The sequence below is a fragment of the Streptomyces vastus genome (assembly GCF_039532825.1).
GTDB lineage: Bacteria > Actinomycetota > Actinomycetes > Streptomycetales > Streptomycetaceae > Streptomyces > Streptomyces vastus.
Window position 1 is genome coordinate 150,721 of sequence record NZ_BAAASJ010000081.1, and the last position, 26,254, is coordinate 176,974.

Consider the following 26,254-nt stretch of genomic DNA (forward strand, 5'->3'; position numbering starts at 1 on the left):
AAGAACAACTGTAGTGATTGACCGACCAACGGAGTCCCCGTGTCGCTGCCACCCCTGGTCGAGCCGGCTTCCGAGCTCACCGTAGACGAGGTCCGCAGGTACTCCCGCCACCTGATCATCCCCGACGTGGGGATGGACGGGCAGAAGCGGCTGAAGAACGCCAAGGTGCTCTGTGTGGGCGCCGGCGGCCTGGGCTCGCCGGCCCTCATGTACCTGGCCGCGGCGGGCGTCGGCACGCTCGGCATCGTGGAGTTCGACGAGGTCGACGAGTCGAACCTGCAGCGCCAGATCATCCACAGCCAGGCGGACATCGGCCGCTCCAAGGCCGAGTCGGCCCGCGACAGCGTGCTCGGCATCAACCCGTACGTGAACGTGATCCTTCACGAAGAGCGGCTCGAGGCCGAGAACGTGATGGACATCTTCAGCCAGTACGACCTGATCGTCGACGGCACCGACAACTTCGCGACCCGCTACCTGGTCAACGACGCGGCCGTGCTCCTCAACAAGCCGTACGTCTGGGGCTCGATCTACCGCTTCGACGGACAGGCCTCCGTCTTCTGGTCCGAGCACGGCCCCTGCTACCGCTGCCTCTACCCGGAGCCCCCGCCGCCGGGCATGGTCCCCTCCTGCGCCGAGGGTGGCGTCCTCGGCGTGCTGTGCGCGTCCATCGGCTCCATTCAGGTCACTGAGGCGATCAAGGTCCTCACGGGCACCGGCGAACCGCTGGTCGGCCGCCTGATGATCTACGACGCTCTGGAGATGCAGTATCGCCAGGTCAAGGTCCGCAAGGACCCGAACTGCGCGGTCTGCGGCGAGAACCCCACCGTCACCGAGCTCATCGACTACGAGGCCTTCTGCGGCGTCGTCTCCGAGGAGGCCCAGGAAGCGGCCGCCGGCTCGACGATCACTCCCAAGCAGCTCAAGGAGTGGATCGACAATGACGAGAAGATCGAGATCATCGACGTACGCGAGATCAACGAGTACGAGATCGTCTCGATCCCCGGCGCCAAGCTGATCCCCAAGAACGAGTTCCTCATGGGCACCGCCCTGGAGACCCTCCCGCAGGACAAGAAGATCGTCCTGCACTGCAAGACGGGTGTCCGCAGTGCGGAAGTCCTCGCCGTGCTCAAGTCCGCTGGTTTCGCGGACGCGGTGCACGTCGGTGGCGGCGTGATCGGCTGGGTCAACCAGATCGAGCCCGAGAAGCCGGTGTACTAGACGCAGGCTCAGGCTTTGCGGAGTGGGGTCCGGCACCGGGTGTGCCGGGCCCCTTCCTGTTGTGCGAGCTCCTGTTGCCCAGCGGGCTACGACTCGCAGACCTTCCCGTCCTCCGGCACCTTCCCGTCCAGCAGATACGCGTTCACCGTGTCGTCCACGCAGGAACTGCTCCCGTAAGCCCCATGTCCCTCGCCCTTCCAGGTGAGCTCGACACCGACGTCCTTGCCCAGCTCGTCCGCCATCTTGCGAGCACCCTCGTACGGTGTCGCCGGATCGCCGGTGTTGCCCACGACCAGGACGGGATCCGCTCCGGGCGCGCTGACCTCCGGGGTCTCGTGCTGACCGGCCACCGGCCAGTTGTGGCACCAGCCGGCCGTGTCCCAGCCCATGAACTCGCCGAAGACGGGCGAGATCTTCCGGAACTGAGGGAGCAGCTTCTTCGTCTCCTCGATCGTCGGCCGCTCCTTGTCGTCCAAGCACGATATGACCCGTTGTGAATGCGTCGTCGTGCCGTAACGACCCGTTGCGTCACGCTCGTTGTAATTGTCGGCGAGGGCCAGCAGCTCCGAACCGTCGCCCTGCTCCGCCGCATCCAGCGCGCTGGTCAGGCCGGCCCAGGTCTGCTCGCTGTAGAGCGGCAGGACGATGCCGGTGAGCGCCAGCGTCTGTGTGAGCTTGCGGCCGCTCGATGTCGGCAGCGGCTCGGCGTCGATCTTCTTCAGCAGGTCCGCGATCTTCTGAGAGCCCTCTTTCGGGTTCTCCCCGGTGGACTTGAGGTAGTTGTCCAGGGCGCGCTGGAAGCCGCGCGTCTGGTTCTTGGCATGGCCGACGGTGCCGGCGCTCGGGTCGACGACCGCGTCCAGCACCAGCCGGCCCACGTTCTGGGGGAACAAGTGGGCGTAGACGCCGCCCAGTTCGGTGCCGTACGAGATACCGAAGTAGTGCAGCTTCTGGTCGCCGAGCACATGGCGCATCAGGTCCATGTCGCGGGCTGTGTCGGTCGTCGAGACGTGTGCCATGAGCGAGCCCGCTGACTCCTGGCAGCCCTTGCCGAAGTCGGCGGAGTCCTTGAGGTAGGAGGTCTCCTCGGCCGCTGTGTCCGGCGTGGAGTCGACCGACTCGGCGGCCTGGATATCCTTGTCGCTGCGACAGCGCACGCCCTCGCTGGCCGCGACTCCGCGCGGGTCGAAGCTCACCAGGTCATACCGCTCCTGCAGTTGGGACGTCAGCGCTGCGTACGACGGCATCATCGAGATGCCCGAGCCGCCCGGGCCGCCGAAGTTGAACAGCAGCGAGCCGATGCGTGAGTCCTCGTCGGTGGCCTTGCCTCGGATCAGGGCTATGCCGATCGTCTTGCCTGTCGGCTTCTCCCAGTCCAGCGGGACTTTGAGCGTCGCGCACTGCCAGTCGTCGCCCGGCGCGGGTCCGTCCGAGGTGGCCCCGCAGCGGCCCCAGTCGAGCTTCTGTGAGGTGAGCGAGGCCGGAAGCTTCGCCGTCGGACCGGAGGGCGCCGCGGTCGGCTGGGCGCTGGCCTTTCCGTCGTCGTTGCCCTCGTCGGACGAGCCGCCACCGCAACCCGCCGCAAGCCCGGTGACCAGCACCGCGGCCGCGGCCAGCGCCGTGGATCGTACGAAACGCACCATGTGCCCCTTACCCCCTCGCAAGTCATCCGCACGAGCCGCGAATGACGGTCAGGCCATGGTAAGCAGAGCGCGAGTGAAGCCGTGCCAGCCTGTGGATAACCCTGTGACCTGCGCTTTTATGAGCAAACTTGGCCCGTCGACGGCACCCTGCCGTCCAGCAGATAGCCGTCCACCGCGTCACGCACGCACTTGTTTCCGCTGTCGTACGCGCCATGTCCCTCGCCCTTCCAGGTGAGCTCGACACCGACGTCCTTGCCCAGCTCGTCCGCCATCTTGCGGGCGCCCTCGTACGGCGTGGCCGGGTCACCGGTGTTGCCGATCACCAGGATCGGTGCCGCCCCGGGGGCGCTCACGTCTGGGTCGTCGGCGGCTCCCGGCACGGGCCAGTCCGTGCAGCCGAGCAGACCCCACGCCACATAGTCGCCGAACAGGGGAGAGGCCGTGCGGAATTTCGGAAGCTTTGCCTCCACATCGGCGGTGGTGTAACGCGCCTTGTTGTCCGCGCAGTTGATTGAGACGTTGGCGGCGACGCTGTTGCTGTATTCGCCGTTCTCGCTCCGTCCGTTCATCGCGTCGGACAGCAGCATCAGAACCGTGCCGTCGCCGGCGTACGCCTGCTGGAGTCCCGCGGTGAGGTACTCCCAGTAATCCTGGGAGTAGAGCGCCTGCAGGATGCCGCCGGCGGCGATGCTCTGGGTCAGCTCGCGCGGGAAGACGCCCGGGACCGGCCGACTGTCGAGGTCCTTGAGCAGTCGGGCGATCCGGTCCTTGATGTTCTGCGCGGTGTCGCCGAGCGGGCATGCGTCCTGCTTCGAGGCGCAGTCCTCGGCGAAGTTGTCGAGCGCGAGCTGGAAGCCCTTGGCCTGCCCGAGCGAACCCTGCTCCGGATTCCGCGTCGGGTCCACAACGGCGTCGAAGACGGCCCGCCCCACCTTCTTGGGGAACAAATGGGTGTACACACCGCCTAGTTCGGTGCCGTACGAGATGCCGAAGTAATGCAGCCTGTCGTCGTCGAGGACCTGCCGCATCAGGTCCAGGTCGCGGGCCGCGTCGGTGGTGCGCACGTGCGGGAGGAACTTCCCGGAGTTCTTCTCGCAGGCCGAGTTGAACGCTTTCGTGTCCTCCAGGAGCGTTCTCCGCTCTGCGGCGTTGTCGGGGGTGGCGTCCTGCTGGAAGTACTCGTCGAGCTGTTCATCACTCTGGCACTCCACGCCCGCGCTGCGGCCGACCCCGCGCGGGTCGAAGCTGACCAGGTCGTAGCGGGTGCGCAGGTGCGCGAACTCCTCGGCGAACGCGGGCAGTGTGGCCACTCCCGAGGACCCCGGGCCGCCGAAGTTGAAGATCAGTGAGCCGATCCGCCTCTCCTCGGCGCCGCTCGCTTCCGCCCGGATCACCGCGAGCCCGATCATGTCTCCCTTGGGTTCGTCCCAGTCGAGGGGCACCCTCAGTGTCGCGCACTGCCACTTGTCGCCATTCGGCAGAGCCGACGGGGCCTCTCCGCCTCCCTGGGCCTCGGACGGTGGCGGGCAGTCCTCCCAGCTCAGCTCTTGCGCCGCCAGGTCCTCGTCCTTGACGCCGGCGTCACTGTCGCACCCGGCGACGGTCACGGACAGCACGAGGGCGGCGGCCAGGGCAGCGGCGCGCAGCCGGGAAGGATTCGGCATGGTCCCATCCTGAGGTCGCGGGGGACGGGACGCTCGGGGCGCGGGCTGTGCGGGTGAGGGACAGATGTGTTGCCGGGGACGTCGGTGACCGGCGTACGCCTAGAGCGCTCCCTTACGTGTCAGATGGTTGAAGAACAGCCAGCCGGGCAGCACCGGCAGCCACAGCGTGAGCAGCCGGTAGAGCAGCACCGCGGGCGCCGCCACCTCCTTGGGCAGACCCACGGCGATCAGACCGACCGTGAGGGTCGCCTCGACCGCGCCCACGCCACCGGGGGTAGGCGCGGCCGAGCCCAGCGCGTTGCCGGCGAGGAAGACGACGGCGACGCTGGCGAGGCTGAGTGTGGGCATGTCGTCGCCGCCGAACGCCCTGATCGACGCGTCCAGGCACATCACGAAGCAGGCCGTCAGCAACACCATGCCGCCGATACCGGTGATGAGCTTCTGCGGTCGCTGGAGCACGTCGAGCATGCGGGGCACGACGCCCGCGAAAAGTGACCGCACGCGCGTGACGACGAATTTCCGCAGGAACGGAATCGAGGTCATCACCAGCACCAGCACCGCGACCGTCAGCAGACCCGCGATCACCGTGCGGGACGGCGACAGCGACGGCGTCTTCTCCGTTCCGGTCAGGTAACCGAAGGCGAGCAGCAGCAGGATGTGGCTGCCCAGACCGAACAGCTGCGAGGCACCGACGCTCGCGACCGCCAGTCCCGGCCGCACTCCAGCGCGCTGGAGGAAGCGCGTGTTGAGGGCGACACCGCCCACCGCCGCGGGGGCCACGATCTTCACGAAGGACCCGGCGACCTGAGCCGCCACGGCCCGCAGGAACGGCACTCGCTCGGGCACGAAGCCCAGCAGGCTCATGGCTGCCGCGAAGTAGCTGAGCGCCGAGAAGAGTACGGCCGCGGCGACCCAGCCCCACTCGGCGTTGTCGAAGAGCGTGCCGAACTCGATGTGCGTGAGCTGCGACAGCAGGAAGTACGCGCCGATGGCACCGGCGATGAAGCTGATCAGCGTGCGCGGCCGGATGCGCTCGAGTCGGGCCGGCTCGACCGGCGCCTGCGGCCTGATGAGCAGCACCTGGTGGCGGATCTGGGTGAGCAGATCCTCCTCGCGTGCCTCCTCCAGGGCCTCGTCGATCGCCCGCTTCTCAGAGCGCTTCTCGGCCCGTACGGCCTTCTTGTCGGGCTTTTGGAGTACGACGCGCCCGGTGGCAGCCACGGCCTCCTCGTCGGCGCGCGCCGGCCTGGCATGCCGAGAGGCCTCCAGCACGGCCTCACGCTCCCGCTGCGCACGCTCCCGGGCCAGTTTTCGCAGCGTCGCGCGCGTGGCGCGCGTCAGCGCGATGGGCTGCAGCATCGGCAGGCAGTCGGCGACCGTGTCGGGGCCGAGCACCTCGACCGCCGAGGCCACCGCACGCTCCGCGCCGACCCGCAGGGCCAGCGTGGTCACCAACTGGGCGATGTCCATACGCAGCAGCAGCTCACCGGCCGCGATCTCACCGCCGCGCAGATCGGTGAGGATCACCGTGCCGGAACGATCCACCAGAATCGCGTCGCCGGCCAGCCTGCGGTGCGCGATGCGCCGCGACTGCAACGCCTGCACCTGATGCCAGGTGTCGCGCAGCAGTTCGTCGGTGATCTCCTCGTCCGGCAGGGAGTCCAGGGTGTGCCCGCCGGTGTGCTCGTAGACGAGCATCACTGCGTCCGGGCCCAGTTCGGAGGTGGCGATCAGCTTGGGCGCGTTGGCTCCGGCCGCGATGGCCGCGTACGCGAGAAGCGCCTCCTGCTCCAGCGCCTGGCGCAGCGACTGGAGGCTGCGGCGCGTGGTGATGCCCCGCAGCGTCAGGCGCCGCCACACGCGGTAGAAGAAGCCCTGTGCCTGCTGCTCACGGTCGACCACCGTGACGTCCAGCGGCCGGCCGTCCTCCAGCGTCACGAAATACCGGCGCCCGCGGTCGCCGCCCTCAGTGGATTCCGGTGTCTCCTCACGGGAGGCGCTCACCGGATGGAAACCGACATGCCGCAGGCCCGCCATCAGCGTCCGCCCCGTGGGCCGCACGTTCGGTGAGCCGACCGCGTACAGCGTCCCGTACGCCACGCTCCAGCCGATCAGCACCGTCAGGATGATCGAGAAGGGTGTCGTGTAGCCGGTGACCAGCATGGAGAAGGCGTCGAGCAGCAGCACCACCCACAGCACAGCACGCCATCGTGGCCGACGTGCCATGCCGACGGCCGTCATGTACGCGATGACCGGCGCGAGATAGCCGTGCACTGGGTCGGTGAGGGCGTGGATGTCTTGCGGCAAGGGCTGCGTGAGCGCCTTCTGGATCGAGTCCGGGGCGGCCTTGGCGACCCACAGATCGGTGGCGAGCGTCACTCCGTGCGCGAGGACGGCGGCCAGGACGCCGTCGGCGATACGCAGTCCGTCCCGCTTGATCAGCCGCTCGATGGCGAAGGCGACCGGCACCAGCAGGATCGCGATGCTCGACGCGAGCCCCGCGATCTCGCTCAGCAGGTCGGGCGCCTCGTCAGTGCCCTTGTTGATGTCCTGTGCTAGTCCCGACGTCGTGCCGTGCGCGAACGCGGCGATCCCCAGCAGCACCGCGACCGCGAGGATGCCCACCAGGAGGCGCATCAGATCGGAGGGACGGTGCACGCGCGCGGGGAGCAGCGGTTCGTCGCCCTCGACCGCTTCGGAGTGGACGTCGTCGGTTTCGGAGTCCTGGGCGTCGGCGGCCGGGACGCCCTTCTTCTTGTTCGCGTTGTTCGCGTCCGAGGTGGGTTCGCCCTTCTTGTGCGCGTCCGTGGTGCGCTCGTCCAAGTCGTCGCCGGTGTCCGGGCGCGACGAAACCTCAGAGGTGCCCTCCGCCTCTTCGGGGTGCACACCCTGCTGTTTCATCGTCTCTTCTTGATCTCGTATCACCAGTCACCGCCCGCATGATGGTGGCATGCCCCGCCGACACACAGAGGCATCAGGGGGCAATGCGGGAGCGCACAGTCTGCCCGAAGTGCCGCTCCCGGGAGAGGTATACGCCTGGTCACCGCCCCGTCACGTTGTCGGTGGGGTGGGGCAGGATGGGGCGGATGAGCGAGGAGAGCCTTCCGGCGGACGCCCTGCCGGAGTATGCGGAGCGAGTCCTTGAGGTCGCCGAGCTGATCCCGCCCGGCCGCGTCATGACGTACGGGGACGTCGCCGAGTGGCTTGGGGAAGGAGGGCCGCGTCAGGTCGGCCGTGTGATGGCTCTTTACGGCGGAGCCGTTCCGTGGTGGCGCGTCATACGCGCGGACGGCGTACTGCTCCCGGGCCAGGAACTGGAAGCCCTCGGCCACTACCAGGCGGAGGGCACGCCCCTGAAGGAGGCGAGCAGGGCCTCCGAGGGCCACCTGCCGCGCGTCGACATGAAGCGAGCGCGGTGGGACGGCGAGCAGCGCGCGGAACGTCACACTTGACAGCTTCCGCCATCGGAGGCCCGAAAGGGGGATCAAGGGCCCGTACGGGGGAATGTGGGCACGTCCGTGGTATGGCGTACGTTCGTGATGCGGGGGACACAAGCGTCCTGAGGGATGGGAGGGAAGAAGCGGAAGGCTCCCTTCCGTTGTCCTCGCGGGCGTAGCGTCAACGGCGCGCGTCCCCCTCACCCCGCGACCACCGCCGCCCACGCGCGGCAGTAAGCCAACCAGCACACCCACCAGGACCGGCGAACCACGTGAGCTCCTCTTCCTCCACCAGGCGCCTGTCGCACCACCAGGGGCGGCAGGGGAACCGTGGCGCTTACCGACTGGTGCGTACCCCACCGGTCCGGGTGGATCCCCCTTTCCTGGACGCAGCGCAGCGGGCGGTGGTTGACCACACGGAGGGCCCGCTGCTCGTTCTCGCAGGTCCGGGCACCGGCAAGACGACGACACTCGTGGAGTCGGTGGCGGCCCGGATCGGGCGCGGCACGGACCCCGAGCGGGTCCTGGTGCTGACGTTCAGCCGCAAGGCCGCCGTGGAGCTGCGCGACCGCATGGCGCTGCGCATAGGGGCGGCCCGCGCGCCCCAGGCGACCACGTTCCACTCCTTCTGCTACGCCCTGGTCCGCGCCCACCAGGACAGCAACCTGTTCGTGGAGCCGCTGCGGCTGCTCTCCGGCCCCGAACAGGACGTAGCCGTGCGTGAACTCCTCGCGGGCCAGCCCGACCTGGAGCGGCTCGGCCTCGCCCATGTGCGCTGGCCGGATGAGCTGCGCGCCTGCCTGACGACGCGCGGCTTCGCCGACGAGGTCCGCGCGGTGCTCGCCCGCAGCCGCGAACTGGGGCTCGGCCCAGACGCGTTGGACTCGTTCGCCTCCCGCATCGGCCGCCCCGACTGGCGCGCCGCGGCCACCTTCCTCGCCGAGTATCTCGACGTTCTCGATATGCAAGGAGTGCTCGATTACGCGGAACTGGTGCACCGCGCGGTGCTGCTCACCCACCGTCCCGAAGTCGCCGCACGGCTCGCCGCGCAGTACGACGCGGTCTTCGTCGACGAGTACCAGGACACCGATCCGGCGCAGGTACGGCTCCTGCACGGGATCGCGGGCGGCGGAAACAACCTTGTAGCCTTCGGCGACCCCGACCAGTCGATCTACGCGTTCCGGGGCGCCGACGTGAACGGAATCCTGGAGTTCCCTGAAGCCTTCCCGCGCCCGGACGGCACTCCGGCGCCGGCCGAGGTCCTGAGGACATCACGCCGTTCGGGCGCCGGGCTGCTGGCCGCAACCCGCCTCCTGACCCGGCGCATGCCGCTGACCCGTCTCCCGTCGGAGAAGGTCCGCGCCCACAGGGAGCTGACTCCTGTACGGGACGGTGGCCGCGTCGAGGTCTACACGTACCCGACCCCCGGCACGGAGCTGGACAACATCGCGGACATCCTTCGCCGCGCCCACCTGGAGGACGGCGTGCCCTGGGGCGAGATGGCCGTCCTGGTACGCGCCGGGCACCGCACCGTCCCGACCGTCCGCCGTACCCTCACCGCAGCAGGCGTCCCCCTCGACATAGACGGTGACGACCTTCCCCTGCGCCATGAACCAGCGGTGGCGCCCCTGTTGACGGCTCTCAACGCGGTCGCCGGGGCGGCACTCCGGGACGGAGCAGTGGCAGTCCGGCGGGCCGGAGCCACAGCCGAGGCGAGTGCCGACGGAGAGGGGGCGGCTGAGGGAAATGACACCCCCACGCGCGCGGACACCGTCACTGCCGCTCCCACCGACGATGCTTTCGAGCCCGAGCCCGAGCCCGACCCCCAGTCCCAGTCCCAGCCCCAGCTTGAGTCCGAGGCAGCCGTCGCTTCGGAAGCGCCCTGGCTCGACACCGAGACCGCGCTCGCCCTCCTCGCCTCCCCGCTGGCCGGCATGGACGCCGCCGATCTGCGCCGCCTGGGCCGTGCTCTGCGCGAGGAGGAGCGCGCCGGGGGCAATCTCGTCCCGCCGCCCTCGGACGAGTTGCTGGCACGGGCGCTGGCCGAGCCGGAGCGGCTGGTCGCACACGACCCCTCGTACGCGCGCGGAGCCCAGCGTCTGGGCGCGCTGCTGCGCAAGGCCCGTGAACGCCTCGCCGGGGGCGGCACGGCCGAGGACGCCCTCTGGGAGCTGTGGGACGGCACACCGTGGCCCCAGCGCCTGGAGCGGGCCGCCCGGCGTGGCGGCGCGGCCGGGCGCAACGCGGACCGCGACCTCGACGCGGTGTGCGCGCTGTTCGCGACGGCGGCCCGCGCCGAGGAACGCACAGGTGGCCGCGGCGCCCTCAACTTCCTGGAGGAGATCGAGGCCGAGGACATCGCCGCCGACACGCTCACTCGCAGGGCCGTACGCCCCGAGGCCGTACGCCTGATGACGGCACACCGCTCCAAGGGCCTCGAGTGGCGCCTGGTCGTCGTCGCGGGCGTGCAGGAGGGACTGTGGCCGGACCTGCGTCGCAGAGGCTCCCTCCTGGAGGCCGACCGCATCGGACGCGACGGCCTCGCCGAACCGCTCACCCCCGGTGCGCTGCTCTCCGAAGAACGCCGTCTGTTCTACGTGGCCGCCACGCGCGCGCGTGAACGTCTCGTCGTCACCGCCGTGAAGGCCCCCGCCGACGACGGAGACCAGCCGTCCCGCTTCCTCACCGAACTCGGCGTCGAACCCAAGGACGTCACCGGCCGCCCCCGCCGCCCCCTGTCCGTCGCCGCCCTCGTCGCCGAACTGCGCGCCACGATCGTCGACCCCCGTGTCTCGGACACCCTCAGGGAGGCTGCCGCCCGCCGCCTGGCCCGGCTCGCCGCGCTCGGCGACGAGGACGGCCGCCCTCTCGTGCCGTCCGCGCACCCCTACCGCTGGTGGGGCATGTACGAACCGACCGAGAGCAAGGTCCCGCTGCGCGACCGTGACCAGCCCGTCGTGCTCTCCGGGAGCGCCCTCGACCAACTCGCCAACACCTGTGCCCTCCAGTGGTTCCTCGGCCGCGAAGTGAAGGCCGACGCCCCCGCGACCGCCGCCCAGGGGTTCGGCAATGTGGTGCACGTCCTGGCCGACGAGGTTGCCTCCGGACGCAGCCCCGCCGACCTCGCCGTCCTCATGGAGCGCCTCGACTCCGTGTGGAACGCGCTCGCCTTCGACGCGCCCTGGAAGTCGGCGCAGGAGAAGGAGCACGCGCGCGTGGCGCTCGAACGCTTCCTGAAGTGGCATGTGCTGGACCGAGCGGGCCGTACGCCGGTGGCCAGCGAACACGACTTCGACGTCACCCTCGAAGCGGGCTCCTACGAAGTCCGCATCCGCGGCTCCATGGACCGCGTCGAGCGGGACACCGAAGGCCGCGCCTACGTAGTCGACTTCAAGACAGGCAAACAGGCACCGACCGCCGCCGACGTGGCCCACCACCCCCAACTCGCCGTCTACCAGCTCGCCGTACGCGAGGGAGCCGTCGACGAGGCCTTCGAAGGTGAGCGCCCCGAGCCTGGTGGCGCCGAACTCGTCCAGCTCCGACAGGGCGCCCCCAGGAGGGACGGCGGCGAGACCCTGCCGAAGGTGCAGGCCCAAGAGCCCCTCACCGGGGAGTGGATCGGCGACCTCCTCGCCACTGCCGCGGGCAAGGTCCTCGACGAGCGGTTCACACCGACCACAGGACAGCACTGCACACACTGCGCGTTCCGGGCGTCTTGCAGCGCACGCCCCGAGGGACGCCACGTGGTCGAGTAAGCCCGCCTCCGTGGGCGCCGCGGCGTCAAGCGATACCCGAAGTGACAAAGCGCACCACGCGTGCTGACCAGCGCATCCTCCGGCCCGACGGCCGATGCGCCCCCCGCTGTCAGTGACCGCGGCTAGCCTCTCTGAGATGCCCGCCCGTATCACCGATCCCGAACAGCTCAAGGAGCTCCTCGGCATCCCGTTCACCCCGGAGCAGACGGTCTGCATCACCGCACCGCCCGCCCCGCAGGTGATCGTGGCCGGAGCCGGCTCCGGCAAGACCACGGTGATGGCCGCGCGCGTGGTGTGGCTGGTCGGCACCGGGCAGGTAGCCCCTGAACAGGTCCTCGGTCTGACGTTCACCAACAAGGCGGCCGGCGAGCTCGCGGAGCGCGTACGGAAGGCCCTGATCAAGGCCGGCGTCACCGACCCCGATGTGATCGACCCGGACAACCCCCCCGGCGAGCCCGTCATCTCCACGTACCACGCCTTCGCGGGCCGCCTCTTGACCGATCACGGCCTGCGCATCGGGCTCGAACCCACCGCCCGCCTCCTGGCCGACGCCACCCGCTACCAGCTCGCCGCCCGCGTCCTGCGCGAGGCCCCAGGGCCCTATCCGGCGCTCACCCGCTCCTTCCCCGACCTGGTCAGCGACCTCCTCACGCTCGACTCCGAACTCTCCGAACACCTCGTACGGCCAGAGCAACTGCGCGCATACGACACCGCGTTGCTGCGCGACCTGGAGAACGCCAAACTCACCAACGCCGACCTGCGCAAGGTCCCGGAGACGGCCGCCGCGCGCCGTGAACTGGCCGAACTGGTGGGCCACTACAGGAGGGCCAAGCGTGAGCGCGACCTCCTCGACTTCGGAGACCAGATCGCCCTCTCCGCGACGCTCGCCCGCACCCGGCCCGAGGTCGGCGACATCCTGCGCCACGAGTTCCGGGTGGTCCTGCTCGACGAGTACCAGGACACGTCGGTCGCCCAACGCATCCTCCTGGCGGGCCTGTTCGGCGGCGGTACCGGCCACCCCGTGACCGCCGTCGGCGACCCCTGCCAGGCGATCTACGGCTGGCGCGGCGCCTCCGTCGCCAACCTCGACGACTTTCCCGAGCACTTCGCGCACACAGACGGCCGCCCAGCGACCCGCCAGGCGCTCAGCGAGAACCGCCGCAGCGGCGGCCGGCTCCTCGACCTCGCCAACGGCCTTGCGGAGCCTCTCCGCGCCCGGCACGCGGGCGCGGAGGCCCTGCGTCCCGCCCTCGGTGCCGAACGCGACGGCATGGTGCGCTGCGCGCTGCTGCGCACCCACGCCGAGGAGCTGGACTGGATCGCCGACTCCATCGCCCACCTCGTACGCACCGGAAAGGCGCCCGGCGAGATCGCCGTCCTGTGCCGTACCGCGACCGACTTCGCCGAAATCCAGGGCGCGCTCGTCGCCCGCGACATCCCCGTCGAAGTCGTCGGCCTCTCCGGGCTGCTGCACCTCCCCGAAGTCGCCGACCTCGTCGCCGTCTGCGAGGTCCTCCAGGACCCGGGCGCCAACGCCTCCCTGGTCCGCCTGCTCACCGGCCCGCGCTGGCGCATCGGCGCCCGCGACCTCGCCCTCCTGGGACGCCGCGCACGGCTCCTCGTGTCCCACGCGCGCGTGGGCGCCGACGACGACCCGGACCGCCGGCTCGCCGCGGCCGTCGAGGGGGTCGACCCGGCGGAGGTGATCTCGCTCGCGGACGCCCTCGACACCTTCCTGGAGACGCCGTTGGGAGGCGACGGGGACGACGACGGGCTGCCCTTCTCGCCGGACGCGCGCGTACGGTTCGCACGGCTCGCCACCGAACTGCGCGACCTTCGCCGTTCCCTCTCCGACCCACTGATGGACGTCTTGCACCGAGTCCTCGCCACGACCGGCCTGGAGGTGGAGCTCTCCGCGTCCCCGCACGCCCTGGCCGCCCGCCGCCGCGAGACCCTGTCCAACTTCCTCGACATCGCCGCGTCCTTCGCCGCCAACGACGGCGAGGCCACCCTCCTCGCCTTCCTGGGCTTCCTGCGCACGGCCGCCCAGTACGAGAAGGGACTCGACAACGCCTTGCCGGGCGGCGAGAACACCGTCAAGGTGCTCACCGCCCACAAGTCCAAGGGCCTGGAGTGGGACGTCGTCGCGGTCCCCGGACTGGTCACCGGCACGTTCCCCAGCACCCAGGGCCGCGAGAAGTGGACCGCCCAGGGCAAGGTCCTGCCCCACGAACTGCGCGGCGACGCCGACACACTGCCCGACATCGACGCCTGGGACTCCAGGAACATGAAGGCCTTCCACGAGGCCATGAAGGACCACCAGCACACCGAGGAACTTCGCCTCGGCTACGTCACGTTCACCCGCCCCCGTTCCCTCCTCCTCGGCTCCGGCCACTGGTGGGGCCCCTCCCAGAAGAAGCCACGCGGACCGTCCGACTTCTTGCAGGCCCTGTACGAGCACTGCGCGGCCGGACACGGCGAGATCGAAGCCTGGGCGGACAAACCCGAAGAGGGCGAGGAGAACCCGGCACTTCACGAGACCACCGGCGACCACGCGTGGCCCCTCCCGCTGGATGACGCGGCGCTGGCCCGTCGACGAGCAGCCGCGGCAACGGTGCTGGCCCACCTGGAGTCCGAGCACTCCCACGAGGCGGCCCACCCGTCGGCTCACGACGCCCAAGCCCCGTACGACGATCCGGACTGGCCCTCTCCGCCCGAGGAGGACGAACCCCCTTACGGAGACGGTGACTTCGCCGACGAAGCCCCGTATGCCGACGAAGCCCCGTATGCCGATGAAGCCGTGTACGCGGACGAGGCTCCATACGACAACGAAGCTCTCCATGAAGAGACCGAATTCGCGGACGGGCCCTACGGAGAAGCCGATTTCGCCGACGAGCACCCGCGCACCCCGAAGTCATGGCCCCCGAACCGGCCGAGGATCCCGCACCCCACTCCCGCCCCGGACGCCCGCCCGCATCCACCTGAGACCGCGCCCCTCACCCCCGAAGAAGCCCGAACCATCGCCTCCTGGGACCGCGACCTGGACGCCCTCACCGGAGAGCTCCTGCGCGCCCGCGAGAGCGTCACGGACGTGCCCCTGCCGATCTCCCTGACCGCATCCCAGATGCTGCGCCTGGCCGCCGCCCCGGACGCCTTCGCGCAAGAGCTCGCGCGCCCCATGCCACGCGCCCCGCAGCGCGCCGCACGCCGCGGCACCCGCTTCCACGCCTGGGTGGAATCCCGCTTCGAAGAGCTGCGGCTGCCCATGCTGGAGCCGGAGGAACTGCCCGGAAACGAAGCCGAGATCGCCGACGAACGCGACCTGGAGGCACTCAAGGACGCCTTCGAACGCACTCTGTACGCCCACCGCACGCCCTACCGCGTAGAAGCCCCCTTCCAACTCGAAATCGCCGGACGAGTCGTACGAGGCCGCATCGACGCCGTCTACAAGGAAGGCGACGGCGAAGAGACGACATACGAGATCATCGACTGGAAGACCAACCGCAGCCGCACCGCCGACCCCCTCCAGCTCGCCCTGTACCGGCTCGCCTGGGCCGAGCAGCACGGCGTGCCCCTGGAGTCCGTCAAGGCCGCCTTCCTCTACGTGCGCGGCGGCGAGATCGTACGGCCCGAGAATCTGCCGGACCGGGCAGCACTGGAGCGGCTGCTCCTGGAAGAGCCCTCCTCGGATGAACCGCCGGACCAGCATGTCAGTGCGGGCGGATAGGCTCGTGAACATGAGCAAGACTTCGGACAGCGCCGTCCGCCCGTACATCGAGAACCACCGCGCCGCCTTCCTCGACGCCCCCACCGAGTGGCCGCGCATCCCGTCCGTGCCGGCCCGGCCCGAGCGCACGACGGACATACGGCGCAGCGCCGACCAGCTTGCCGCGAAACCCCGGGAGACCGGCTTCCCGACCACCGAGGGCGGTGCGGGCCCCGCCGCGGACAGGGCGACCTAGCGGACAACGCGCGCGATGCACACTGAAAGAGCCCGCCGAACGCCGCCGAGTCCCGCCGCACGTCCCGCTGAAATACCCGTTCCACCGGGGGAGTTGGAAGCACCCGTGACCACCTGGACCGATCACACCGCCGACCGTCCCATCTCGCTCACCGCCCCGAGCGGCATCGACCGGGCCGCCCACCACCGGCTCGACGAGGCCTGGCTCGCCGCGGCGTGGAGCCACCCCACAACCCGCGTGTTCGTGGTCTCCGGCGGCCAGGTCCTCATCGACGAGACGGCGGACGGCACCACCGAACTCGTCATGACCCCCTCCTTCGAGGCCCCCCTCACCGAGGCACACCGCTACTTCCTGGGCACCGACGACGACGGCGTCAGCTACTTCGCACTCCAAAGGGACGCGCTCCCCGGCCGCATGGACCAGTCCGCACGCGCCGCGGGACTGCGCGAGGCAGGCCTGCTCCTGTCACCCCGCGACACGGGACTCATGGTGCACGCCGTCGCCCTGGAGAACTGGCAGCGCCTGCACCGCTTCTGCTCCCGCTGCGGGGAGCGCACCATGATCGCCGCGGCCGGCCACATCCGCCGCTGCCCCGCCTGCGGCGCCGAGCACTACCCGCGCACCGACCCGGCCGTGATCATGGCCGTCACGGACGACGACGACCGCATCCTGCTCGGCCGTCAAGTGCACTGGCCCGAGGGACGGTTCTCCACCCTCGCCGGCTTCGTCGAGCCCGGCGAGTCCATCGAGCAGTCGGTACGCCGCGAGGTCCTGGAGGAGGCCGGCGTCACCGTCGGCGAGGTCGAGTACATCGCCAGCCAGCCCTGGCCCTTCCCCTCCAGCCTCATGCTTGGCTTCATGGCCCGCGCCACCTCCTCGGACATCGACGTCGACGGCGACGAGATCCACGAAGCCCGCTGGTTCTCCCGTGAAGAACTACGGGCCGCCTTCGAGTCCGGGGAGGTGCTGCCTCCTTACGGCATCTCGATTGCGGCCCGCCTGATCGAGCTCTGGTACGGCAAGCCCCTGCCGAAGCCGGGCACGACCCTCTAGCGGGGGCTCAGCCCCCGATCTTCTGCTTGACCTGCGCCAGAGAAGGGTTCGTGAGGGTCGAACCGTCCGGGAAGAGGACGGTAGGCACCGTCTGATTACCGCCGTTCGCCTTCTCCACGAACGCCGCGGACGCCGGGTCCTGCTCGATGTTGATCTCCTCGTACGTGATGCCCTCGCGGTCCATCTGGCTCTTCAGCCGACGGCAGTAGCCGCACCACGTGGTGCTGTACATCGTCACAGTGCCCGGCATGTGTCTCGCGCTCCTTTGCTGCTGGGGGTGCGTGTTCGCAGTGAGTGGAACGTACGTGACGGGTCCACCATTCCCGTACGCCGGCGGTGTGGGGCCCGGAGACCGGGGCCGCGCCTGCCGCATTAGTACGACTGCGAGCGTCTGCCTGTGGACAACCGGCGCACCCGTCACCGCCGAACTGGCAGCATGGCGGGGTGACAGCAGCAACGCACTCCACCCTCTTCCCGCAGGGCTCCGGCAGCTCACAGTACGCGGCTCCGCCGGACGGGGCCGACGCGGTGCTCGAAGGCCTCGACCCCGAGCAGCGCGAGGTCGCCACTGCCCTGCACGGTCCCGTGTGCGTACTGGCAGGAGCCGGCACGGGCAAAACCCGGGCGATCACCCACCGCATCGCGTACGGAGTGCGCGCCGGGATTCTCCAGCCCGCCAGCGTGCTGGCCGTCACCTTCACCAACCGTGCCGCCGGTGAGATGCGCGGCCGGCTCCGCCAGCTCGGCGCCTCCGGAGTCCAGGCACGCACGTTCCACTCCGCCGCCCTGCGCCAGCTCCAGTACTTCTGGCCCAAGGCCGTCGGCGGGAGCCTGCCGCGGCTCGCCGACCGGAAGATCCAGCTCGTCGCCGACGCCGCGGCTGCCTGCGGCGTCCGCCTCGACCGGGGCGAACTGCGCGATGTCACAGCCGAGATCGAATGGTGCAAGGTCACCCGGACCGTCCCCGCCGACTATGCGGCGAAGGCCGCCAACACCGGCCGGGAAACCCCCCGCCACCCGGGCGAGATCGCCCAGCTCTACGCCGCATACGAGGACGTCAAACGCGACCGCGGTGTCATCGACTTCGAAGACGTCCTGCTACTGACCGTCGGCATCCTCCAGGACCGGCACGACATCGCCGACGAGGTCCGTGCCCAGTACCAGCACTTCGTGGTCGACGAGTACCAGGATGTCAGCCCCCTCCAGCAGCGCCTCCTGGAACTGTGGCTCGGAGAGCGCGACAGCCTCTGCGTCGTCGGTGACGCCAGCCAGACGATCTACTCGTTCACCGGTGCAACCCCAGACCACCTCCTCGACTTCCGCACCCGCCACCCCGGTGCCACGGTCGTCAAGCTGGTCCGCGACTACCGCTCCTCACCCCAGGTGGTCCACCTCGCCAACGGCCTGCTCGCCCAGGCCCGCGGCCGCGCCGCCGACCACCGACTGGAGCTGATCTCCCAGCGCGACCCGGGCCCCGAGCCGGTCTACACCGAGTACACCGACGAGCCCGCCGAGGCCGAGGGTGCCGCCCGCCGCATCCGCGACCACATCGCCTCAGGCGTCCCCGCGAGCGAGATCGCCATCCTCTTCCGTACGAACGCCCAGTCCGAGATCTATGAACAGGCCCTCGCCGACGCCGGGGTGCCCTACCAACTGCGCGGCGCCGAGCGGTTCTTCGACCGGCCGGAGGTGAAGAGGGCCATCCACGGCTTGCGTGCGGCAGGCCGCTTCGGGGGCAACGACGCCCTCCTGGACGACGCCGGGGACCTGCCAGGGCAGGTGCGAGCTGTGCTGTCGAGCGAGGGCTGGACCAGCGAGCCGCCCGCCGGATCTGGCGCTGTCCGCGAGCGCTGGGAGTCACTGGCCGCCCTGGTACACCTCGCCCAGGCCTTCGCTGCCGCCAAGCCCGCCGCCACGCTCGGCGACCTCGTAACGGAACTCGACGAGCGTGCCGCCGCCCAGCACGCTCCGACCGTCCAGGGCGTGACTCTTGCCTCCCTCCACTCCGCCAAGGGCCTGGAGTGGGACGTCGTCCTTCTCGTCGGTGTCGCCGAAGGCATGATGCCGATCTCCTACGCAAAGACCGAGGAACAGATCGAGGAGGAGCGCCGCCTTCTCTACGTCGGCGTCACCCGCGCCAGACAACACCTCTCCGTCTCCTGGGCACTGTCCCGTTCGCCCGGAAGCCGTCCCAACCGCCGCCCCAGCCACTTCCTCGACGGACTGCGCCCCGGCTCCTCCGCAGCCCTGACCCGAGGTGGCGCGGGCGGCTCCGGCGGCATCGAGCGCGGGGTCACGGGTGGCGTCGAGGGCGTAGTGCGGAGGGTGACTCGTCAGCCCGCCCGCTGCCGGGTCTGCGGTCGCACCCTCACCGACGCCGGTGAGATGAAACTGATGCGCTGCGACGACTGCCCCTCTGACATGGACGAGGGGCTGTACGAGCGGCTGCGCGACTGGCGAGCGGCCCAGGCGCAGCGCAGCGGACAACCGGACTTCTGCGTCTTCACGGACAAGACACTTATGGCCATCGCCGAAGCGGTACCGGCCACTCCGGCCGAACTGGCTCGCATCCCAGGGGTCCGCGCCCGCAAGCTCAACCGCTACGGAGCCGAGGTTCTTGCCATCTGCGCAGGTCAAGAGCTTGAGGAGGGCGACGATGGCGACTGACGCAAACTCGTCGAGAAAATAGTTTGCGCATGCCCCAGGAATCCCCATAGGTTCTTAAGCACGGAAGCGGCGGCCTTCTCCAAGGCCCTGGTTCCGTGCTGTACTTAACAACCGTTGGACCGGCTCACGCCGATCCCCTAAGACGCCGAGAGGAGGCGATTCCAGTGATCAGCATCAACACCAGCTCCATCAGCACCGTCAAAATGACCGATCGCTCGGTCGTCTCCACGTGCCTGCTCGGCGTCTCGAACCTGGGCACCGGTCTGTCCGGCATTCCTGCTGTCCGGCCGGCGTCCGCCGTGTCTCTCGCGGTCCTTCCCGTCCGTGAGCGCAATGAGCGACCGATGAAGGCACTGGAAGCAGTAGAGGCGCAGGCGCAGGCCTATGCCTTTGCGGCCGCCGGTGCCGGAGCTACCAAGCAGACGCACCACACGATGTGGGCCTTCCGTGGGCCTGAACCCTGGAGTGATCCAGCCTGATCGGCGATCAGGCCGGCGCCTTCAGGGCCGCGGAACCCCACCCGGGATCCGCGGCCCTTCTGTTTGTCCCCGACCAGGGACGACAGAGCGAAGGGGCCTCGGGACAAGAAAAAGAACCCGGTACCAGCCGCCAACCGGCCAACCCGGCCGGCACGACCAGACGAGGAAGACGAACCGTGCAACTCGAAGCGCACGCCCCGTCCGTACCGCCTTCCGAAACGATCCCCCCGCCCGGCCTCACGGAGGACTCCACCTTGACCCCGCTCACTGCGCTCACCGCGCTCGACGACGCCATCGAGAACCTCGGCGTGCCCGTCCCCTGCCGCTCCAACGACCCGGAGGTCTTCTTCGCTGAGTCGCCGGCAGATGTCGAGTACGCCAAGTCCCTCTGCCGCACCTGCCCGCTGATCGAGGCCTGCCTCGCCGGCGCCAAGGAGCGGCGTGAGCCCTGGGGCGTCTGGGGCGGCGAGCTCTTCGTCCAGGGTGTCGTTGTCGCCCGGAAGCGGCCGCGTGGCCGCCCGCGCAAGAACCCGGTCGCGGCATGACCATCACAGGAACGATCGATCGCCCCCTGACGCACGACCCCAAGGATCAGGCCCCGATGAAGCCGTCCAACAGCGAGCCCGCCGGCTCTGCGACTCCAGAGTTCACCACCACCGGCGCGAACGACTCGCGTCAGAACAGGACCCGTGAGATGCAACTCATCCAAGAAGCCCTGGCTCGTGCGCATATGCACGAGCGGCAGCGCGCCGCCGAGGCCGAGCGCCGGGCGATCCGCCTGGCGACGGCCCGCCGGATGCAGCGCCGCGCCGAGCGCGCGTCGCTGCGCGCTCGCCGCGCCCTGGCCATGGCGGTCATGCAGTAAGGCCGCGTTGACGCAACGGCCGCAAGTCGCAGCAGCCGCAATGGCTCTGGCGTCGGCAGCGGTAACGGCAGTGGAGCAAACCGCTGATCGCGGGGGCTGGTCCGAATGGGCCGGCCCCCGCTATGCGTTGTGCCCCCGGGGGCCCCGCCCGCCCCCCCGGCCATCCGTCGGACCCCGGCTCATACGCACGCACGCAAGCCCCCGCCCGACCCTCACGCCTCGGCCGCCGACTCCCCCTCCTCCAGGGCTGCTTCGTCCTCGGGCGCGAAGCCCGGCAGCCACTCCTCGAGTTCCTCTCGGAGCCGTACCGTGGCGCCCAGTTGGCACAGGACGCCGATGGTGCTCAAGGTCACACGGTGTATCAGCAGATACGCCGGCGGGAGGTTGAGCTGCTTGCCGAGTTGGTATGCGGGGGAGCGGGGGTCGCCGATTCGCGCCGCCTGGCTTCGCATCCAGCCTCGGGTGAAGGTGAACTCGTCGACCTTGGCCGGCTCGATGATGGGGAGCAGGTAGTCCAGGACGGCGTCCGGGTCGAGCTCTATCGACTCCTTGACGAAGCCCTCCTCGCAGAGCAGTTCGTAGACCGCTTCGGCCTCGCCGTCGAGGGTCATCCGCAGCGAGTCGCCGATGGTCGGCGGCAGGCCGCCGGGGAGGCGGTCCACCGTGCCGAAGTCCAGTACGCCCAGGCGCCAGCCATCCATGCCGTCCTTGCCGTCGGGGTCGCCGGACTCGTCGGGCAGGAGGCGGAAGTTGCCGGGGTGCGGGTCGGCGTGCAGCAGGCCGGTGCGGGCCGGGCCGGAGAAGAGGAAGCGGGCGAGGAGCTGTCCTGCCCGGTCCCGCTGTTCCTGCGTACCGTCGGTGATCACCTCTGACAGGGGGATCCCATCGATCCACTCGGTGACCAGCACCTGCTCGCACTGGTGGACCACAGCCGGCACGAGTACATCCGGGTCGTCGGCGAACTCCTGCGCATGGGCCTGCTGAGCCTGTGCCTCCAGACCGTAGTCGAGCTCCTCGGACACCCGGTCGCGCAGCTCTGCGATGAGCGGTTTGACGTCCATCCCCGGAATGAGCGGCCCCAGAAGCCGGGCGAAACGGCTGAGTTGGTTCAGGTCGGAGAGCAGCGCCTCGCCCGCCCCCGGGTACTGCACCTTGACTGCGACCTCCCGGCCGTCGTGCCACACCGCGCGGTGCACCTGTCCGATGGAGGCCGCCGCGGACGGCTTGTCCTCGAATTCCACGAACAGCTCGCGCCAGTCCTCGCCCAGCCGTTCCTCGAGCACGGTGTGCACCGTGCGGGTCGGCATCGGGGGTGCGGCCTCCTGAAGCTTTGTCAGTGCCGCGCGATACGGACCCGCGACCTCCTCGGGCAGCGCCGACTCGAAAACGGACAGCGCCTGCCCGAACTTCATCGCGCCGCCCTTCAGCTCGCCGAGCACCTTGAACAGCTGCTCTGCCGTGCGCTGTTGCAGCTCGCGGCCTACGATCTCCGCCGACTTCCCGCCGATCCGTTTGCCGATGCCCCATGTGGCCCGCCCGGCGAAGCCGAGCGGTAGGGCGGCGAGCTTGGCGGTCCGGGTGACCGCCTTCCGGGGAAGATCAGACATGCGCCCTCCAAGTACCGGACAGCCGAGCCGCTTGCGGCTGTTGCCCGGCCATTGTCTCGTGCGGCCTCTCGTCTTCCGAGGTCTGCTCCCCCTTAGCTTTCTCCGCAGTCCCGCACGAGCATGCGGGATGCGGCCACACGGGGTGTGTCTGCCAGTCGAAACCGGGCACCGACGCCTCCCAGCGAGCACCCGCGCTGGACGGCAACTCCCCGTCAAGGAAAGCGAGTGCGTGCCCCGCGGCCAGCCCGGCGACCGTGGCCGACAGTGTCAGATCGCACGCCTGCACCGGACGGGGCTGCCCAGAGCGCCACTGCGCGACCAGGCGCGGCCAGCTCGGGTCCCGGTCGGTGCGGTCCCGGTCCAGGCAGCCCGCGCAGGGCGTGTCGCCGGGCAGGACCAGCGGGCCGACGACTCCTGTGCCCTCCACGACCCCGGCGTACAGGTGCGGTGTCCCGGATGCGATCAGCGGCTCGGCGGTGGCCGGGTCGGGAACGTGGGCAGCCAGGCCGTCCCGTGGCGCGAGGATCACCAGGGAGAGTCCCGGCTCCTGTCCGTCGGGCGGCGACTGTGCGCCACCGCGCCGTGGTGGGCGGTTCGGTGCCGCCCGGCGCACCGCCCTCCGTGCCGCCTCTTCCCTGCGCTCGCCGATGGAGTCGACGGGCAGACCGCCCGGCGCGACGTCCCAGGGCTCGACGCAACCGCCGTCGCGTACATCGACCTGGCCCACGCCCGCGCCTGACAGCGCGCAGGCCAGGGTCACACCGACCCGGCCCGCGCCCCACACCTGAACGCGCAGGGAACGGCGGGCCGCCAGCCGGCGCATGCCCTCGCCCGGTCCGGGCGCGACCAGGGAAAGGGACGCGAGGTCGGCCCGCAGCCGGTCCAAGGCCGGTTTCTTCTCGCGCAGGGCGTCCGCGTCCGGGCCGCCGCCCGTCGCATCGTCCAGCAGTCCCGCTCGGGCCAGTCGCTCCACGAGCCCGTCGACATGGCCGTCGGGCAGCCCCATGCGGTGGCCTTCGTCGCGTAGGAGAGGAAGCCCGCGTGTTCCGTCGAGCAAGGTCAGAAAGCTGCTCGTCGCCGTGTCCATCGGGCCGAGCACCATCGCATGTGCCGGTGCCATCCCGAACTGCACGGTGTTCAGATCCCGCCAGGCGCGCCGAAGCGCGGGTTTCACCATCGGATGCATGACAGACCCCCGTACGTCCCCGTTGTGCCGGTGGTGCTCGTCCTGCTCCGCCGGTCGATTGCCAGCATGCACGCATCGGCCGGCGGAGGCCGAAAGTTATCCACAGGCTGGGGGTATTCGTCGTACAAATCAGGCGTACGGAGTAGGGACAAACCGGGCGCGCAGAGCGCGGATCGGCATCGAACCGTCCCGGAGGCGGGACTTCCACCATGCCCAACAGGTACCGTCGGGGCGTGTCCGCCGACCCACTGAACCGCGGAAAACCACAGCGCAGCACGACGAGTGAGCCGCCGACCGGCTCGGGGACGAGCGCGATCGAGGTCCGCCGGAGCACTCGCCGTCGCAGAACGGTCTCCGCGTACCGCGAGGGCGATCGTACCGTCGTGCTGATCCCCGCCCGGATGTCCGAGGCGGAGGAGCAGCGCTGGGTGGGCGTCATGCTCGACAAGCTCGCCGCCCAGGAGAACAAGCGGGTACTCGGCGACGCGGAGCTCTCCGAGCGTGCCGCACGGCTCTCGGACCTGTACTTCGACGGCCTCGCCCGGCCCTCCTCGGTCCGCTGGGTCACCAACCAGAACACCCGCTGGGGCTCATGCACTCCGGCAGAGGGAAGCATCCGCCTTTCGCACCGCTTGCAGGGCATGCCCGAGTACGTCGTCGACTACGTCCTCGTCCATGAACTCGCGCACCTGCTCGTGCCCGGCCATGGGCCCCGCTTCTGGCAACTCCTCGAGGCCTATCCGCGTACCGAGCGGGCCCGCGGCTACCTCGAAGGCGTGGTCGCCGCCGACCGGCTGCCCCATCTGCCCGCCGCGCGCGACGAGTGACAGGGGCCCGGCGCCTCTACTGCGCTGGTACGGGCCGGAAGCAGGGATTGTGTACCGGGTCTGTACCGGCTGCGTCCGCGGCCGGATTTTGCGGTTAGCCTGACGCGCGACGCACTCGTATCGGGATGGGGGACGGTCGTTACGCATGGCCAGGGAATTCCAACGCGGCCACAAGGCCAAGATCAGTGACCTCACCGCGGGCACCGATCTGTACGTAGGCGTGCAGATCACCGGCCCCGGACTGACCTTCGACATCAGCTGCTTCGGTTTGGACGCCGACGAACGGCTTTCGGACGACAGGTACTTCGTCTTCTTCAACCAGCCGAAGACTCCTGAGGAGTCCATTCAGCTCCTGGGAGCGCAGGCGGGCGACACGGAGTCCTTCCGCGTGACGCTCGACAAGATCCCGCCAGAGATCCAGAGGCTGTCGTTCACGGCGACGCTCGACGGCGCCGGGCAGTTGTCGCAGATCGCCCCCGGATATCTCCGTATCGTCGCTGGTGGCGAGGAGGTGGCCCGATACTCTTTCGACGGCGGCGAGTTCTCCACCGAACGAGCCGTGATGCTGGGCGACTTCTACCTCAAGGACGTATGGCGGTTCGCGGCGGTGGGGCAGGGCTTCGACGGCGGACTCGACGCGCTGCTGAAGAACTTCGGCGGCGAGGTTGCGGAGGAGGAGCCCGCCCCCGCATCCCAGCCGCAGGCGGATGCGCCGTCCTTCGCGCCGCCCGCCCAGGCCACCACGCCGCCCGCGTTCGGCGCCCCGTCAGGTCCCGCCACGCCGGCTCCGGCCCCCGCGCCGCAGCCCGCCCAGGGATTCGCGCCGCCGGCAGCCACCCCGCCGCAGGCACCCGCACCTCCGGAGCCAACGCCCCCGGTGCACGCCGCGCCGACCATCGCCGCGCCCATGACTCCGCCCGGCGGCGCTCCCGTACCGCCCCCGGCGCCCGCTCCCGCGCCCTACGGGCAGCCGCCGAACCAGCAGCAGCCTCCATACGGCCGGCCCCCAGCCCCGAGCGCCCCTCTGCCGCCCGGCTACGGACAGCCTCAGGCGCCTCAAGCCCCGGCACCGCCGCCCGGCTATGGTCAGCCGACCCCGCCTCCGGGGTACGGCCAGCAGCCGCCGTTCGGCCAGGTCCCGGGCCAGCCCGGTGCGCCGGGTGCTCCGGGTGCGCCTGCCGGGTACGCGGTACCGCAGGGTGCTCCCCAGGGCGGTGCCGGTGTCGCCGCGGCGCTCCAGCCCTACAAGGAGGCGCCCACCGGTCAGCGCTGGACCCAGCAGAACAAGAAGATGGTCCGGGTCGATCTCGGCATGGGCGGTGACCAGGCTGTGCTCGCCCGACAGGGCAGCATGGTGCTCTACCAGGGCAAGGTCGACTTCAGCTACAAGAGCGCCGGATTCTCCGGCCGGATCGTGGGCAACGCGACCGGCCAGGAGATGCAGCTGATGCGCTGTTCGGGCAAGGGCCAGGTGTTCCTCGCCGAGAAGTCCGCCATGCTGCACCCCATCGAACTGCAAGGGGACGCCATCTGCGTCTCCGCGGAGAACGTCCTCGCGTTCGACGAGACACTCCAGTACGAGGTCCGCCGCATCGAAGGACACGGCATCCCCGGAGGCGCGCTGTTCACGATGCAGTTCCAGGGGACCGGCACGATCATCGTAAAGACGCAGGGAGCGCCCGTGGTGCTGCCGGTCACGCCGACGACGTTCGCCGACTGCAACGCCGTCGTCGCCTGGTCCGCCGCGTCCCAGGTGATCGTCTCCAGCCAGGTGCGCCTGCGTCGCAACGCCTACCCGGGCGACACCGGAGAGAGCGTGAACCTTCAGTTCCGCGGCGCACCCGGCAATTTCATCGTCGTCCAGCCGTACGAGGTCTGAGGGAGCCCGTCA

18 protein-coding genes are annotated in these 26,254 nt (G+C 70.0%); 12 read left to right on the forward strand and 6 right to left on the reverse strand.

Going from position 1 to position 26,254, the window contains the following annotated elements:
* Positions 1 to 39: 39 nt before the first annotated feature.
* Positions 40 to 1,218: an adenylyltransferase/sulfurtransferase MoeZ gene (gene moeZ, locus ABD357_RS29730; protein WP_344394104.1), complete on the forward strand. Its 1,179-nt coding sequence runs from the start codon at positions 40 to 42 to the stop codon at positions 1,216 to 1,218.
* Positions 1,219 to 1,304: 86 nt separating this feature from the next.
* Here the strand turns inward: moeZ and ABD357_RS29735 are convergent, their stop codons facing one another.
* The 3 genes from ABD357_RS29735 to ABD357_RS29745 all read right to left on the reverse strand — a co-directional run bounded on the left by ABD357_RS29735 (position 1,305) and on the right by ABD357_RS29745 (position 7,426).
* A complete protein-coding gene (locus tag ABD357_RS29735) occupies positions 1,305 to 2,861 on the reverse strand; it encodes an alpha/beta fold hydrolase (protein ID WP_344394105.1) in 1,557 nt (518 codons plus the stop codon).
* 116 nt (positions 2,862 to 2,977) lie between these two features.
* On the reverse strand, positions 2,978 to 4,525 hold the full coding sequence (locus ABD357_RS29740; RefSeq protein WP_344394106.1) for an alpha/beta hydrolase: 1,548 nt from the start codon (positions 4,523 to 4,525) through the stop codon (positions 2,978 to 2,980).
* A gap of 99 nt (positions 4,526 to 4,624) precedes the next feature.
* Positions 4,625 to 7,426, reverse strand: coding sequence for a lysylphosphatidylglycerol synthase domain-containing protein (locus ABD357_RS29745; RefSeq protein ID WP_344394107.1), 2,802 nt, complete (start codon positions 7,424 to 7,426; stop codon positions 4,625 to 4,627).
* Between the two features lie 185 nt (positions 7,427 to 7,611).
* Between ABD357_RS29745 and ABD357_RS29750 the strand changes: the two genes are divergently transcribed.
* The 5 genes from ABD357_RS29750 to nudC all read left to right on the forward strand — a co-directional run bounded on the left by ABD357_RS29750 (position 7,612) and on the right by nudC (position 16,732).
* Positions 7,612 to 7,977: an MGMT family protein gene (locus ABD357_RS29750; RefSeq protein WP_344394108.1), complete on the forward strand. Its 366-nt coding sequence runs from the start codon at positions 7,612 to 7,614 to the stop codon at positions 7,975 to 7,977.
* Positions 7,978 to 8,234: 257 nt separating this feature from the next.
* Positions 8,235 to 11,717 (forward strand): ATP-dependent helicase, encoded by a 3,483-nt coding sequence (locus ABD357_RS29755; protein WP_344394109.1) that lies wholly within the window; start codon positions 8,235 to 8,237, stop codon positions 11,715 to 11,717.
* A gap of 136 nt (positions 11,718 to 11,853) precedes the next feature.
* Positions 11,854 to 15,444 carry an ATP-dependent DNA helicase gene (locus ABD357_RS29760; protein WP_344394110.1) on the forward strand — a complete coding sequence of 1,197 codons (3,591 nt, stop codon included), beginning with the start codon at positions 11,854 to 11,856 and terminating at the stop codon, positions 15,442 to 15,444.
* A gap of 10 nt (positions 15,445 to 15,454) precedes the next feature.
* Entirely contained in the window at positions 15,455 to 15,679 is a 225-nt protein-coding gene (locus ABD357_RS29765) for a hypothetical protein (protein ID WP_344394111.1), read from the forward strand.
* 105 nt (positions 15,680 to 15,784) lie between these two features.
* Positions 15,785 to 16,732 carry an NAD(+) diphosphatase gene (gene nudC / locus ABD357_RS29770; RefSeq protein WP_344394112.1) on the forward strand — a complete coding sequence of 316 codons (948 nt, stop codon included), beginning with the start codon at positions 15,785 to 15,787 and terminating at the stop codon, positions 16,730 to 16,732.
* A 7-nt stretch (positions 16,733 to 16,739) separates the two neighbouring features.
* On the opposite strand, the gene ABD357_RS29775 is transcribed toward nudC, so the two are convergent.
* Positions 16,740 to 16,982, reverse strand: coding sequence for a mycoredoxin (locus ABD357_RS29775; RefSeq protein ID WP_344394113.1), 243 nt, complete (start codon positions 16,980 to 16,982; stop codon positions 16,740 to 16,742).
* A gap of 194 nt (positions 16,983 to 17,176) precedes the next feature.
* On the opposite strand from ABD357_RS29775, the gene ABD357_RS29780 reads away from it, so the two are divergent.
* The 4 genes from ABD357_RS29780 (at position 17,177) to ABD357_RS29795 (ending at position 20,743) form a co-directional block, all read left to right on the forward strand.
* The gene (locus ABD357_RS29780) at positions 17,177 to 19,399 is read left to right on the forward strand and encodes an ATP-dependent DNA helicase UvrD2 (protein WP_344394114.1); all 2,223 of its coding nucleotides are present in this window, start codon (positions 17,177 to 17,179) and stop codon (positions 19,397 to 19,399) included.
* 164 nt (positions 19,400 to 19,563) lie between these two features.
* Positions 19,564 to 19,878, forward strand: a complete 315-nt coding sequence (locus ABD357_RS29785) for a hypothetical protein (RefSeq protein ID WP_344394115.1) — start codon at positions 19,564 to 19,566, stop codon at positions 19,876 to 19,878.
* A gap of 176 nt (positions 19,879 to 20,054) precedes the next feature.
* On the forward strand, positions 20,055 to 20,423 hold the full coding sequence (locus tag ABD357_RS29790; RefSeq protein ID WP_262007304.1) for a WhiB family transcriptional regulator: 369 nt from the start codon (positions 20,055 to 20,057) through the stop codon (positions 20,421 to 20,423).
* Positions 20,420 to 20,743, forward strand: a complete 324-nt coding sequence (locus ABD357_RS29795) for a hypothetical protein (RefSeq protein WP_344394116.1) — start codon at positions 20,420 to 20,422, stop codon at positions 20,741 to 20,743. The genes ABD357_RS29790 and ABD357_RS29795 overlap by 4 nt, the downstream gene beginning before the upstream one ends.
* Before the next feature lie 212 nt (positions 20,744 to 20,955).
* On the opposite strand, the gene ABD357_RS29800 is transcribed toward ABD357_RS29795, so the two are convergent.
* Entirely contained in the window at positions 20,956 to 22,350 is a 1,395-nt protein-coding gene (locus ABD357_RS29800; RefSeq protein WP_344394117.1) for an ABC1 kinase family protein, read from the reverse strand.
* Positions 22,343 to 23,536, reverse strand: a complete 1,194-nt coding sequence (locus tag ABD357_RS29805; protein ID WP_344394118.1) for a TOMM precursor leader peptide-binding protein — start codon at positions 23,534 to 23,536, stop codon at positions 22,343 to 22,345. Before ABD357_RS29805 ends, ABD357_RS29800 begins: the two co-directional genes overlap by 8 nt.
* A 233-nt stretch (positions 23,537 to 23,769) precedes the next feature.
* On the opposite strand from ABD357_RS29805, the gene ABD357_RS29810 reads away from it, so the two are divergent.
* The gene (locus ABD357_RS29810; RefSeq protein ID WP_344394119.1) at positions 23,770 to 24,363 is read left to right on the forward strand and encodes a M48 metallopeptidase family protein; all 594 of its coding nucleotides are present in this window, start codon (positions 23,770 to 23,772) and stop codon (positions 24,361 to 24,363) included.
* Between the two features lie 145 nt (positions 24,364 to 24,508).
* Entirely contained in the window at positions 24,509 to 26,242 is a 1,734-nt protein-coding gene (locus ABD357_RS29815; protein ID WP_344394120.1) for a TerD family protein, read from the forward strand.
* Positions 26,243 to 26,254 lie beyond the last annotated feature (12 nt).

Bases quoted from the DNA above. Each gene is read 5' to 3' on its own strand.
- ABD357_RS29765 (WP_344394111.1), top strand. From the start codon at position 15,455: ATGAGCAAGACTTCGGACAGCGCCGTCCGCCCGTACATCGAGAACCAC.
- ABD357_RS29775 (WP_344394113.1), bottom strand. From the start codon at position 16,982: ATGCCGGGCACTGTGACGATGTACAGCACCACGTGGTGCGGCTACTGC.
- ABD357_RS29735 (WP_344394105.1), bottom strand. From the start codon at position 2,861: ATGGTGCGTTTCGTACGATCCACGGCGCTGGCCGCGGCCGCGGTGCTG.
- ABD357_RS29800 (WP_344394117.1), bottom strand. From the start codon at position 22,350: ATGTCTGATCTTCCCCGGAAGGCGGTCACCCGGACCGCCAAGCTCGCC.
- ABD357_RS29795 (WP_344394116.1), top strand. From the start codon at position 20,420: ATGACCATCACAGGAACGATCGATCGCCCCCTGACGCACGACCCCAAG.
- ABD357_RS29740 (WP_344394106.1), bottom strand. From the start codon at position 4,525: ATGCCGAATCCTTCCCGGCTGCGCGCCGCTGCCCTGGCCGCCGCCCTC.
- ABD357_RS29750 (WP_344394108.1), top strand. From the start codon at position 7,612: ATGAGCGAGGAGAGCCTTCCGGCGGACGCCCTGCCGGAGTATGCGGAG.
- ABD357_RS29815 (WP_344394120.1), top strand. From the start codon at position 24,509: ATGGCCAGGGAATTCCAACGCGGCCACAAGGCCAAGATCAGTGACCTC.
- ABD357_RS29745 (WP_344394107.1), bottom strand. From the start codon at position 7,426: ATGAAACAGCAGGGTGTGCACCCCGAAGAGGCGGAGGGCACCTCTGAG.
- ABD357_RS29760 (WP_344394110.1), top strand. From the start codon at position 11,854: ATGCCCGCCCGTATCACCGATCCCGAACAGCTCAAGGAGCTCCTCGGC.
- ABD357_RS29805 (WP_344394118.1), bottom strand. From the start codon at position 23,536: ATGCATCCGATGGTGAAACCCGCGCTTCGGCGCGCCTGGCGGGATCTG.